This is a genomic window from Brucella sp. TWI432 (genome assembly GCF_039674445.1).
In the GTDB taxonomy this organism is placed as follows: Bacteria; Pseudomonadota; Alphaproteobacteria; order Rhizobiales; family Rhizobiaceae; genus Brucella; species Brucella chromiisoli.
Map to the genome: position 1 here is coordinate 46587 of NZ_JBDJNL010000014.1, position 12307 is coordinate 58893.

Sequence of the window (12307 nt, forward strand, 5' to 3'; positions counted from 1 at the left end):
CCATAAAAAGCAGTTTCGTTCAAAATACCGTTGGATTGCGGAACAACTGCTTCTCGAAATCGGGCCTATAGTGATTTGATAGTTTGAGATAAAAACGATATTGGCTCACATGACGCGAATAGGCGTCCTCACGCGGTTTCCCTCCGGCTGCGCGTATGAACTGGAAAGCGATGCTAAAATGACCGACAAAAAGACCCCCTCCACTTCCACGCGTTCAGATTTTGACGAAGCGGCCCTGTTCTTTCACCGCTACCCGAAACCGGGAAAGCTCGAAATTCAGGCGACAAAGCCGCTTGGCAATCAGCGCGATCTGGCACTCGCCTATTCGCCCGGTGTTGCAGCGCCTTGCCTTGCGATCCAAGAAGATCCATCCACTGCTGCCGAATATACGGCGCGCGGCAATCTGGTGGCTGTCATATCCAATGGTACGGCTGTGCTGGGACTTGGGAATATCGGCGCGCTTGCATCCAAGCCGGTGATGGAAGGCAAGGCCGTTCTCTTTAAGAAATTCGCTGATATTGATGTGTTCGACATTGAAATTGAAGCGCTTGAAATCAACCGTATGGTCGACGTGATTTCGGCGCTTGAGCCAACTTTTGGCGGCATCAATCTCGAAGACATCAAGGCACCTGAGTGTTTTGAAGTTGAAGAACAGCTTCGCGCGCAGATGAATATTCCGGTTTTCCATGACGACCAGCACGGAACGGCGATTATCGTTGCCGCTGCCGTTATGAACGGTCTGGAACTGGCCGGCAAGAAGATCAGTGAAGCGAAGATTGTAACGTCTGGTGCTGGTGCAGCAGCCCTTGCCTGCCTCAATCTGCTGGTTAAACTTGGTGCAAAACGCGAAAATATCTGGGTCTGTGACATTGAAGGCGTGGTCTATGAAGGCCGCAATACGCTTATGGACCGCTGGAAAGATGTTTACGCGCAGAAGACGGATGCGCGCGTGCTCGCCGATGTCATTGGCGATGCCGATGTGTTCCTTGGACTTTCGGCTGCGGGTGTTTTGAAGCCAGAACTGCTTAAGCAGATGGCTGAAAAGCCGCTTATCATGGCGCTGGCCAACCCGAACCCGGAAATCATGCCAGAGGCTGCACGCGAAGCGCGCGCTGATGCCATGATTTGCACCGGACGTTCAGACTATCCGAACCAAGTGAACAATGTTCTCTGCTTCCCTTACATTTTCCGCGGTGCACTTGATGTTGGCGCCACTGCAATCAACGAGGAAATGAAGCTTGCGGCCGTCCGTGCCATTGCTTCACTTGCCCGTGAAGAACCTTCTGATGTCGCCGCACGCGCCTATTCGGGCGATACGCCAACTTTCGGACCAAACCACATCATTCCTTCGCCGTTCGATCAGCGGCTGATTCTGCGTATCGCGCCTGCTGTTGCCAAGGCTGCGATGGAGAGCGGAGTTGCCACGCGTCCGATTGAGGACTGGGAAGCCTATATGGACAGGCTGACCCGCTTCGTGTTCCGCTCAGGCCTTATCATGAAGCCGGTCTTTGCTGCCGCGCGTGCACAGAAAAATCCAATGCGCGTGATCTATGCTGATGGTGAAGATGAGCGCGTATTGCGCGCTGCGCAGGTGGTGATTGAAGAAGGCATTGCATCGCCAATCCTCGTTGGTCGTCCGAATGTTATTGAAACACGTTTGAACCGTTATGGTTTGAAAATTCGAGCGGGTAAGGATTTTGAACTGATCAACCCGGAAGACGATCCGCGCTACCGTGATTATGTCGATCTTTATTTGTCCTTCACGGGGCGTCAGGGCGTAACACCTGAAGCAGCACGCACGATCGTCCGTACAAACTCGACTGCAATCGCTGCCCTCGCCGTTATGCGCGATGAAGCAGATGCAATGATCTGTGGTCTGGAAGGCCGCTTTGAGCGCCATATGCGCGTTGTAAAGCAGATCATTGGCAAGCTGCCGGGCATCAGCGATTATTCCGCATTGAGTTTGCTTATCTCGCAGCGCGGTGCCCTGTTCCTAACAGACACATATGTCAATGTGGAACCTGATGCCGACCATATTGCCGAGATGGCCATTTTGGCTGCAAAAGAAATCAGCCGCTTTGGTATTGAGCCAAAGGTTGCTCTGGTCTCGCATTCAAACTTTGGCTCCAAGGAATCTGCCAGTGCAGAGAAGATGCGCCGGGCTGCAGCACTGCTTGCGGAGAAAGCGCCTGATCTTGAATCTGACGGCGAAATGCATGGTGACTCTGCATTGTCGCAGGCGCTTCGTGACCGTGTATTTCCAAGTTCACGTCTCAAGGGCGAAGCAAATCTGCTTGTCTTCCCTAATCTTGATGCGGCGAATATCACACTTAACGTGGTCAAGACTGTCACTGATGCATTGCATGTTGGTCCTATCCTGCTGGGCGCAGCACGCCCTGCTCATATTCTTACGCCTTCGGTTACTTCGCGCGGTGTCGTCAACATGACAGCGCTTGCAGTTGTTGAAGCATTACAAAGATCCGGTGAAGGAAATCAGAATAAATAATTTAGATAGATCTTTATAATTAAAACGTAATAAACGCCAAGTATTCAAATAATACTTGGCGTTTATGTTTTTTTAACTGTAATAAATAAACATTGACACATACGAACAACGGGATGGGCTTGTTCTATGATGACTGTTTATAAGAAATTTACAAACTTACCTTCAGCAGTATTCGCTGTTACGATAGTTGGCTTATTGAGTGGCTGTACAACAACGCAACCTTCACAGCCCTGCACCAGTCAGGAAGCGGCAAGGTTGCATGCACAAATCACGCCAACGAATGCACGACTGGATAGAAATAAAATACAAATTTCACGTATTCGTGCCGAGCAGGCAAAAGAACGTTGTACGGGAAATTTGTTTGCACCTGTAAATAAGTCACCGAAGTGTGAGCGCTTGAAAACGCAGGAAGCAAAGCTTGTGTCTGAAAACCAGACACTTTCTGAAAGACTGTCAGAAATTAATGCTGCCATTGCCGGAATGTCTCATCCTGGCAAGCATGTAAAATCCTGCTCGGCCAGCTGGCTGCCGAAGCGCAGCGTTCAGAAAGCCGCGCCAAGCAGAAAATTGGCAAAAGCATCGGTTACGGTTGCCAGTGCGCAGGCGAAAAAGCCAGTACAAACTGATGGGCTTCCGGTTGAGGATTATGTCGTGCCGGCCTATTCGTCCTATAGCTCAAGCGCAACAGAGCCGGTCGCTTACACAGCATCCGCACCGGTGTTGCAAGCGCCAGCGCACATCGCACCTGTAGACGCGACACCGCCTGTTGAACGGGCATATTCGGATAGTGCCAAGGTCAGAGTGATCGGCTCTTCGTTCTTTCCGGACCAATCAAAACCAGCAAATCCGCAAGCTCCGGACCATGCGCCTGCCCCGTAAGCGCGATGCGCAGGGGCATAAAAAGTGTCTTGCCCTTGCGTCCGGTTGCGGTCTTCACAACATCGGTCCAGATTTTCCAGGTCTGCTTGTCCCAAGGGGCAGCAGGCAGCAATTCAAACGCTTGCTGCACAAATGCCTGATCCTCTTCGGACAGTTCAGGCTTTTCAGGCAGCTCGCCATTGATAATCTGCCACCAATGAGCTGCATCGTTGAAGCGCTCAAGATTACCACGAACAGTCAGCCAGAATGGTTCTGCCTGGTCGCCTGAAATTCCGAGTGCTTCGAGACGCTCTTTTGCTTTCTCGAAAGGCATTTCATGCAGCAAAGCGCGGTTAAGCGTATCCAGTTCGGCTGGGTCGAATTTTGCCGAAGATTTTGAAATGGCAGCCAGATCAAAGCGTTCTGCGAGCGCATTCATGTCGCTGGCTACCGAAACAGATTCCGAGGTTCCAATGAGGATTGCCAGTGAGGCAACGGACATCGGTTCATACCCGCTTTCGCGCAGCGAGCCGACTGACAGCGCGCCGGATCGTTTTGAAAGGCCTTCGCCTGAAACGGTGGTCAGCAAATTATGATGGCCGAAGATGGGCGGTTCTGCACCAAGCGCCTTGAAGATGGCAATCTGAACGCCTGAATTGGTGACGTGATCATCGCCGCGGATGATATGGGTAATACCAAGATCAATGTCATCGACAACTGATGGCAGTGTGTAGAGATAGGTACCGTCTTCACGAACCAGAACCGGATCGGACATGGAAGCCAGATCGACAGTCTGTGGTCCGCGCACCAGATCGTCCCAATGAACTTCGGTGCGGGTGGTCGTAAAAGGGTCGCTTTCGAAATTCGGCAAAAGGAAGCGCCAATGTGGCTTGCGGCCTTCGGCTTCAAAAGCTGCCTTCTCCTGATCCGTCAGCTTCAGGGCTTCACGGCCATAAACGGGCGGAAGGCGACGCGCGAGACGCAGTTTGCGGCGGCGTTCGAGTTCATCGGCTGTTTCATAGCAGGCATAGAGAAGACCGGCCTGTTTCAGCTTTTCGACAGCCTTGGCGTACACATCAAATCGCTTCGACTGGTATTCGATCCGGTCAGGCGTCACACCCAGCCATGCAAGATCGACAGCAATGGCGTCAGCATATTCCTGCTTAGAACGCTCTACATCGGTATCGTCGTAACGCAGAATGAATTTGCCGCCATTCTTTTTGGCGTAGAGCCAGTTTGAGAGCGCGGTACGTGTATTGCCAATATGAATATAACCCGTCGGCGACGGTGCAAAACGAACTGTAACAGTCATGACTCAATCTTTCAGCGGTCGCGGAAGCGGTTCGTTATCGGATAACGACGATCACGTCCAAAATTCTTCTTGGTAATTTTGACACCGGGCGCAGACTGGCGGCGCTTGTATTCCGCCAGATTAAGCAGATGCTCGATCCGTTGTACCGTTTCAAGCTGATGGCCGCGCGCGACAATCTCAGCATTGCTCATTTCGTTTTCAACGAGGCACTCAAGAATGTCATCCAGCACCGGATAAGGTGGCAGACTGTCCTGATCGGTCTGGTTTTCGCGCAATTCTGCGGATGGAGCCTTTGAGATGATGTTTTGTGGAATCACCTCGCCTGCAGGCCCAAGGCTGCCCGCCGGAACATTGTTGTTGCGCCATTCCGACAACGCATAGACCTGCATTTTATAGACATCTTTGATGGGGTTAAAGCCGCCATTCATATCGCCATAAAGCGTTGCATAGCCGACCGACATTTCGGACTTGTTACCGGTGGTTACAACCATCGAGCCAAACTTGTTGGAGATTGCCATCAAAATGGTGCCACGGGCACGGCTCTGGAGGTTTTCCTCCGTCACACCGGCTTCTGTGCCTTCAAACAAAGGCTTGAGTGCAGACAGAAAACCCTCGACAGGTTCGGCAATCGGCACAATATCATAACGCACGCCGAGCGCTTTGGCGCAATCGGCAGCGTCTTTGAGCGACTCTTCGGACGTGTAACGATAGGGCAGCATCACGCAGCGCACGCGATCCTTGCCCAACGCATCGACGCCTAACGCTGTGCAGATCGCCGAGTCGATACCGCCTGAAAGACCAAGCACAACATCCTTGAAGCCGTTCTTGTTCACATAATCACGCAGGCCCAGCATACAGGCCGAATAATCAGCTTCCAGACCTTCCGGCAGCGTAGCCTTTTCGGCCTCCTCGCAATGCCAGCCCTCGCCGTCCCGCTTCCATATGCTCAGTGTAATGGCTTCTGCAAATTGCGGCATTTGCAGGCGAAGCGTCTTGTCGGCGTTAAATACGAATGAGCCACCATCGAAGACCAGTTCGTCCTGCCCGCCAACCTGATTGGCGTAGAGCATGGGAAGCTCGGTTTCGATGACCTGTTTCAGAACCACCTGATAGCGGCGCTCGATCTTGGCGCGGTGATAAGGCGAACCATTGGGCACCAGCAGGAGTTCAGCGCCACTTTCGGCCAGTGTTTCCGCAACACCGAGATCACCCCATATATCTTCGCAGATCGGAATGCCGATGCGGACACCGCGGAAATTGACTGGTCCGGGCATTGGGCCCGACTGGAAGACGCGTTTTTCGTCAAATTCGCCATAGTTGGGAAGATCGACCTTGAAACGCTCGGCAATGATTTCACCGCCATCCAGAACAGCGACAGCGTTATGCAGGCCACTGTCACGCTGCATCGGTGTCCCGATGATGACACCTGGTCCACCATCTGCTGTGTCTTTGGCAAGCGCAGCCACAGCCTTTTCACAGGCTGCGACAAAGGCCGTTTTGAGAACCAGATCCTCCGGCGGATAACCTGCAATAAACAGCTCCGTGAACATCACAAGGTCGGCGTTCATTTTGGCTGCTTCTGCGCGGGCTGCACGCGCCTTGGCAAGATTTCCGGCGATGTCGCCCATAACAGGATTGAGCTGTGCAACGGCAATACGAAGCATGTCGAGATTCTCGTTTACGCTGATCATGCGTCAGCTTTAGCGCGCTTGTGCAATTAATTGCAACGGATGGCGTTCAAGAACAGTCGTTCTTTATCGGATCATATAGGTTGTGATCAGAATATAGCCCCATGTGGCGGCGACAAAAACAATCGCGATCAGAACGGCGAGCGAGCCGCAATCCTTGGCAATCTGAATTTCCTTATGAAAATCACGCGAAACAGCATCGCAAGTGGCTTCAATACCGGTGTTGAGCACTTCAACAAGAATGAGAAACAGGATCGATCCTGTCATCAGCAGAAATGCCAGCCCGCTCGGAGCAAGAAAGAATGCGATTGGCACTGATAACAGGAAAAGCACCAGTTCTTGCTGAACTGCCTTTTCATGAGCGGCCAAGTAGCGAAGAGCACGCATTGAATTGAGAAACGCCAGAAAAATTCGCTTCATTGATGCCCCCAAATGAGTTTTCGCCAAAACCAATAAGCGAATTCATTTGAAACACAACAGGGCGGAGAGTGAATTCTCCGCCCTGCGCTTGTTTCAAAGTGACTTTATTCAATCAGGCGTTAACGGCCTGCTTCTCCGAGCCCAGATCCCGTTCCTTCTTGAGCAGTTCTGCCAGAAGGAAAGCCAGTTCAAGCGCCTGATCGGCGTTCAGACGTGGGTCGCAATGCGTGTGGTAGCGGTCATGCAGATCTTCTGCTGAAATCGCACGCGCACCGCCCGTACATTCGGTGACGTTTTTGCCGGTCATTTCGACATGGATACCGCCCGGATGTGAACCTTCGGCGCGATGGATCGCGAAGAAGGACTCAACTTCCTTGAGGATACGGTCGAATGGACGCGTCTTGTAACCGCCTGCTGTGATCGTGTTGCCGTGCATCGGGTCGCAAGACCAGACAACCTTACGGCCTTCACGTTCAACGGCGCGGATGAGCTGTGGCAGATGATCGCCGACCTTGTCGTAACCAAAACGCGCGATGAGCGTCAGGCGTCCAGCTTCGTTTTCAGGGTTGAGAAGATCGATCAGCCGGATGAGATCATCGGGCTGTAGCGATGGACCGCATTTCAGACCGAGCGGGTTCTTGATGCCACGGCAATATTCGATATGCGCATGATCAGCCTGACGTGTGCGATCGCCAATCCAGATCATGTGACCCGAAGTGCCGTACCAGTCGCCAGAGGTCGAATCGACGCGTGTCAGTGCTTCTTCATAGCCAAGCAGCAGCGCTTCATGGCTGGTGTAAAAATCGGTTTCACGCAGCGAATGATTGCTGTCAGAGGTGATGCCAATCGCCCGCATGAAATTCATCGTTTCCGAAATGCGCTGCGCCAGTGCAGCGTAACGCTCTGCCTGCGGGCTTTTGCCAACAAAGCCGAGCATCCACTGATGTACGTTTTCAAGGTTCGCATAACCACCCTGCGCGAAGGCACGCAGCAGGTTCAGTGTCGCAGCGGACTGGCGATAAGCCATGTCCTGACGCTGCGGATCAGGGATACGCGATGCTTCGTCGAAATCGATGCCGTTGATGATGTCGCCACGGTATGATGGCAGCTCGACGCCATTGAGTGTTTCCATATCGGAAGAACGCGGCTTGGCGAACTGACCGGCAATACGGCCCACCTTAACAACAGGCTTGGATGCTCCGAATGTCAGCACGACGGCCATCTGCAAAAAGACGCGGAAAAAGTCGCGAATATTATCCGCGCCATGTTCTGCGAAACTTTCCGCACAATCGCCGCCCTGAAGCAGAAATGCCTTGCCTTCGGCAACGTCTGCCAGCTGGCTTTTCAGCTTGCGGGCCTCGCCTGCAAATACGAGCGGTGGATAGGTACGAAGGCGAGCCTCAACATCGGTCAGAGCCTGTGCGTCTGGATAAGACGGCACTTGCTTGATCGGTTTGTCTCTCCAGGAATTTGGGGTCCAGTTCTTCGTCATTTCACACCTGTTTTAATTATCCGCGCGATTTCTCTCGGATTAGTTCCTCCTTGCACGAAAGCTGAAATGCGTTTGTGCAAGACAATTCAATGTCTGTGCACGCATAACAGCACGCGTGATCGCGTTGATATAATGCAGACGCTCACTTTATACCAGCGAGAATCGTTAACAGGATGGGAGTGATACGAAAGTTCAACTTTCGAGCTTTTGCCCGTTCACCACGCGGTAGGTCGGCTTATACATTGTAACCAGTTCTTCCGCCGCTGTCGGGTGAACCGCCATGGTGCGGTCGAAGTCGCCCTTGGTTGCACCAGCTTTGAGCGAAATCCCAAGCAGCTGTGCCATTTCGCCGGCATCCGGCCCCATAATATGGGCCCCGACAACCTTCCGGCTCCTGGCATCAACGATGAGTTTCATCAGCGTTTTTTCGTTGCGGCCTGAAAGCGTGTTCTTCATTGGCCGGAACAAAGCGCGATAAACTTCCAGCTCAGCATATTTCTTTGCAGCTTCATCTTCCGGCAAGCCAACAGTGCCGATTTCAGGCTGCGAGAAAACTGCCGTGGCAATAAGCTCATGATCGGGTTTCGTTGGATTATCTTTGAAAGCTGTTTCAAGGAAGCACATTGCTTCGTGGATCGCGACCGGCGTCAACTGAACGCGATTGATAACATCGCCAACAGCCCAGATATTGGAAACGCTTGTGCGGGAATAATCATCGACTTCGATGGCACCCAGCGCGTCGGTTTTTACGCCTGCCTTTTCAAGACCAAGGCCCGCGGTGTTGGGTTTGCGGCCAATTGCCAACATGGCTTGACCGACATCGAGTGTTTCGCCATTGGTCAGCGAAACTTTCAATGCGCCATCAGATTGCTTTTCGACCTTCTCAAAAACTGCGCCGCAGATGATGCGAATGCCTTTAGAAACCATGGTTTCATGAAGCAGTTGACGCAGATCGTGGTCAAAGCGCGAGAGGATTTCTTTGCCGCGGTAGACGATTGTCGTTTCAACACCAAGACCATGGAAAATATTGGCAAATTCGACTGCGATATAACCGCCGCCAGCGATGGCGATGGATTTCGGCAACTCTTCCAGATGAAAGGCTTCATTAGACGTAATGCAATATTCATGGCCGGGCAGCGCGTCATGCGCGCTTGGGTGACCGCCCGTTGCAATCAGAATTTGATCCGCAGTGACACGGCGCCCGTCAGCTTTGAGTTCGATTGTGTGTGCATCGATCAGTTCTGCGCGACTTGCAAAAATATCGACGTTCGAGTTTTCAAGACCTTTGCGATAAAGACCTTCAAGCCGATCAATTTCCTTGTCTTTCGCCGCGAGAAGCTTTTTCCACTCAAAGCTGCTTTTGCCAACATTCCAGCCATATCCGGCCGCATCTTCAAAGTGCTCGGGAAATTGCGAGGCGTAAACGAAGAGTTTTTTTGGGACACAACCACGAATAACGCAGGTGCCGCCCATACGGTACTCTTCGGCCAGACCGACCTTTTTGCCCATTGCACCGGCCAGGCGCCCTGCCCGCACGCCACCGGACCCACCACCGATAACAAAAAGATCATAATCATAACCGGCCATGGGACTCTCCATTTAAATCTGATGCGTGACACTTATGTAAGCAAAAGAAAAAGCCCGGCCAAGTCGCCGGGCTTTTAAAATCTGCGTTACAATAAGAAATTACTGCTGAGCAGGCTGTTCAGGCGTAGCCGTAGCACCTGCCTGGGCTGCGAGAACTTCTGCAACCGAAGTCGCGAGATCGCGGGCAATTCCGTTCTGCCAGATATTGGCAGCCTTAACGACTTCGCGCGTTACAATCGGGCCTTCAGCAAGCAGCTTCTTGCCTGCTTCGGAATTGTAGAATGCGGCGATTGCTTTGAGTTCATCTTCGCTGAACGCATTTGCATAAGCGCGAGCCGATTCAGTTTCGAGATCGGCGCGGCGAGCAGCAAGCGCGAGCGCTTTGTCATCAACAGTCTTGGTGATGAGCGCTTCAAGATTTGGGTCTTTCTGAATAAGTTCCCCCTTCAGCGCCCGTGCGGCACTCGGCAGGATCTCATCAAACTGTTCAGTCGCCTGAATGGAAGCAATTGCCGCGCGGGCAGCGTCCAGATGCGAAGCGGAAATTTCCTGTGCTGAGGCCGCATGAACGCCTGACAGCAGGACGAGTGCGGAAAACGGTGCAATCAGACGGCGGAAGCCAGTTGCCGGGATCATATGGTCAGTACTCCGTTCAAACAATTCTTATAGGCGGTTTAAGGCCGGGTCATGGTTCGGATGCCGTCAGCGCCTGCAATGATTGCGGCCCGTGCCAGTCCGATAAAAAGTCCGTGCTCGACAACGCCCGGTATGGCGAAGAGAGCGTCAGATAGAATCTTTGGATCGGGAATGCGGCCAAAAGATGCATCCACGATATAATGCCCACCATCCGTTACAAATGGTGAGCCGTCTTTTAAACGCAGGACCAACGGACCTGCAAGGCCGCATTGCGAAGCAGCCAGTTCAATAGCGCGCAAAGTTGCGCCAAGTCCAAAACGATTGACTTCAATCGGCAGAGGAAAACGGCCAAGCGTCTCAACAACTTTCGACCCGTCTGCAATAACAATCATTGTGTCGGAAGCGGCAGCGACGATCTTTTCACGCAGCAATGCACCACCTCCGCCCTTGATGACTGAAAGATTAGGATCGACTTCATCAGCGCCATCGACGGTCAGGTCAAGATGCGGCGTTTCTTCCAGAGTCGTGAGTGGAACCCCCAATTCTCTGCAAAGATCAGCTGTGCGTTCCGATGTCGGTACGCCAATGATTTTAAAGCCGGAATTTACCTTTTCTGCGAGCAGACGCACAAATTCTTCTGCCGTCGAGCCAGTTCCAATTCCCAGACGCATTCCATCTTTGACATGTGTCAATGCCTCGGCGGCAGCGGCGATTTTGAGCTTTCGTGCTTCATCCATGCCTGAAATATCCATGCCTGAATTTCTATCTTCCCATCGGATTCTTATCCGTCTCCGGCAACGCCTCTAGCATGCGGGAGCATCGCAACAAAGCTCTCAATATGAATTATCGTTATTTTTGCGATGAACTCTTATTTCATCTCTGTCTTGAGAAGGTACGAACTTGAGCCTATCTCAAAGATCAGCTAGCACTGCATCAACACAGATTTTTTCCCGAAAGAAGCATCATGTCCGCTGCCAACTCCAAGCCCATTATCGTTTTCGACCTCGATGGCACATTGGTTGAAACAGCGCCAGACCTTCTGGGCAGCTTGAATCACTGCCTTGCAATCTCGGGCTTGCAAACGGCTGACCATGGTCAGCTGCGCCGCTTTGTGGGACAAGGTGGCCGCGTTATGATCGAGCGCGCTTTTGCAGCGCAGCAAAAACAGCTTGATGATGCGAAGCTTGATCACCTTGTTGAAGAATTCCGCGAGCATTATGCGGCACACATGCCGGGCGACTCGGCATTTTATCCGGGCGTCCTTGAAGCCATGGATCGTTTTTCTGCGAATGGTTACACATTGGCGGTTTGCACCAACAAGTTTGAAACATTGTCGGTCAAGCTTTTGACTGCAATGGGTGAAGCTCATCGCTTTGCGGCAATTTGCGGTGCAGACACATTTGCATTCCGCAAGCCAGATCCGCGCCATTTGATCGAAACAATTGCCAAGGCGGGCGGAAACCGTGATCGCGCCGTGATGGTTGGAGACAGCCGTACAGATATTGATACGGCGAAAGCAGCCGGTATCCCTGTTGTTGCCGTAGATTTCGGTTATACTGATTTGCCGGTTCAGCATTACGAGCCAAGCCGCGTCATCTCGCATTATGATGAATTCACACTTGAAATGGCTGAGCAGCTTTTGGAAGCCGTTGCAGATAAAGTCTGAAACAAGGTAACGCTATTATGAAGCAAATTCTTATATTTACCGCTGTTTCTTCAATAGCGTTATCAGCAAGTGCTTTTGCAAATGAGCCGTCACAGACCGGACTACCGGGCGTGAAGATGCAAAAGCCGATCGTATCGGCACC

At 52.2% G+C, this 12307-nt stretch carries 10 protein-coding genes; 3 read left to right on the forward strand and 7 right to left on the reverse strand.

Annotated features, from left to right (window positions below; translation table 11 throughout):
- The first annotated feature begins 178 nt into the window (after positions 1-178).
- A complete protein-coding gene (locus tag ABE527_RS16595; protein ID WP_499694117.1) occupies positions 179-2506 on the forward strand; it encodes an NADP-dependent malic enzyme in 2328 nt (775 codons plus the stop codon).
- A gap of 126 nt (positions 2507-2632) precedes the next feature.
- On the forward strand, positions 2633-3385 hold the full coding sequence (locus ABE527_RS16600) for a hypothetical protein (RefSeq protein WP_499697601.1): 753 nt from the start codon (positions 2633-2635) through the stop codon (positions 3383-3385).
- Here ABE527_RS16600 and gltX read toward each other — a convergent pair.
- From gltX to rpiA, 7 genes are all read right to left on the reverse strand, one after another.
- The gene (gltX, locus tag ABE527_RS16605; RefSeq protein ID WP_499697602.1) at positions 3303-4676 is read right to left on the reverse strand and encodes a glutamate--tRNA ligase; all 1374 of its coding nucleotides are present in this window, start codon (positions 4674-4676) and stop codon (positions 3303-3305) included. The genes ABE527_RS16600 and gltX overlap by 83 nt on opposite strands.
- An 11-nt stretch (positions 4677-4687) precedes the next feature.
- On the reverse strand, positions 4688-6367 hold the full coding sequence (locus ABE527_RS16610) for an NAD+ synthase (RefSeq protein WP_265984719.1): 1680 nt from the start codon (positions 6365-6367) through the stop codon (positions 4688-4690).
- Positions 6368-6430: 63 nt separating this feature from the next.
- Positions 6431-6784, reverse strand: a complete 354-nt coding sequence (locus tag ABE527_RS16615) for a diacylglycerol kinase (RefSeq protein WP_265984720.1) — start codon at positions 6782-6784, stop codon at positions 6431-6433.
- Positions 6785-6896: 112 nt separating this feature from the next.
- The gene (locus ABE527_RS16620; RefSeq protein ID WP_265984721.1) at positions 6897-8276 is read right to left on the reverse strand and encodes a class II 3-deoxy-7-phosphoheptulonate synthase; all 1380 of its coding nucleotides are present in this window, start codon (positions 8274-8276) and stop codon (positions 6897-6899) included.
- 192 nt (positions 8277-8468) lie between these two features.
- The gene (gor, locus tag ABE527_RS16625) at positions 8469-9863 is read right to left on the reverse strand and encodes a glutathione-disulfide reductase (protein WP_499694121.1); all 1395 of its coding nucleotides are present in this window, start codon (positions 9861-9863) and stop codon (positions 8469-8471) included.
- A 99-nt stretch (positions 9864-9962) separates the two neighbouring features.
- Positions 9963-10499: a DUF2059 domain-containing protein gene (locus tag ABE527_RS16630; protein ID WP_265984723.1), complete on the reverse strand. Its 537-nt coding sequence runs from the start codon at positions 10497-10499 to the stop codon at positions 9963-9965.
- A gap of 38 nt (positions 10500-10537) precedes the next feature.
- Positions 10538-11236 carry a ribose-5-phosphate isomerase RpiA gene (gene rpiA / locus ABE527_RS16635; RefSeq protein WP_499697614.1) on the reverse strand — a complete coding sequence of 233 codons (699 nt, stop codon included), beginning with the start codon at positions 11234-11236 and terminating at the stop codon, positions 10538-10540.
- A gap of 227 nt (positions 11237-11463) precedes the next feature.
- Between rpiA and ABE527_RS16640 the strand changes: the two genes are divergently transcribed.
- Entirely contained in the window at positions 11464-12165 is a 702-nt protein-coding gene (locus tag ABE527_RS16640; protein ID WP_265984724.1) for an HAD family hydrolase, read from the forward strand.
- Positions 12166-12307: the final 142 nt, after the last annotated feature.

Bases quoted from the DNA above. Each gene is read 5' to 3' on its own strand.
- ABE527_RS16595 (WP_499694117.1), top strand. From the start codon at position 179: ATGACCGACAAAAAGACCCCCTCCACTTCCACGCGTTCAGATTTTGAC.
- ABE527_RS16600 (WP_499697601.1), top strand. From the start codon at position 2,633: ATGATGACTGTTTATAAGAAATTTACAAACTTACCTTCAGCAGTATTC.
- gltX (WP_499697602.1), bottom strand. From the start codon at position 4,676: ATGACTGTTACAGTTCGTTTTGCACCGTCGCCGACGGGTTATATTCAT.
- ABE527_RS16610 (WP_265984719.1), bottom strand. From the start codon at position 6,367: ATGATCAGCGTAAACGAGAATCTCGACATGCTTCGTATTGCCGTTGCA.
- ABE527_RS16615 (WP_265984720.1), bottom strand. From the start codon at position 6,784: ATGAAGCGAATTTTTCTGGCGTTTCTCAATTCAATGCGTGCTCTTCGC.
- ABE527_RS16620 (WP_265984721.1), bottom strand. From the start codon at position 8,276: ATGACGAAGAACTGGACCCCAAATTCCTGGAGAGACAAACCGATCAAG.
- gor (WP_499694121.1), bottom strand. From the start codon at position 9,863: ATGGCCGGTTATGATTATGATCTTTTTGTTATCGGTGGTGGGTCCGGT.
- ABE527_RS16630 (WP_265984723.1), bottom strand. From the start codon at position 10,499: ATGATCCCGGCAACTGGCTTCCGCCGTCTGATTGCACCGTTTTCCGCA.
- rpiA (WP_499697614.1), bottom strand. From the start codon at position 11,236: ATGGATGAAGCACGAAAGCTCAAAATCGCCGCTGCCGCCGAGGCATTG.
- ABE527_RS16640 (WP_265984724.1), top strand. From the start codon at position 11,464: ATGTCCGCTGCCAACTCCAAGCCCATTATCGTTTTCGACCTCGATGGC.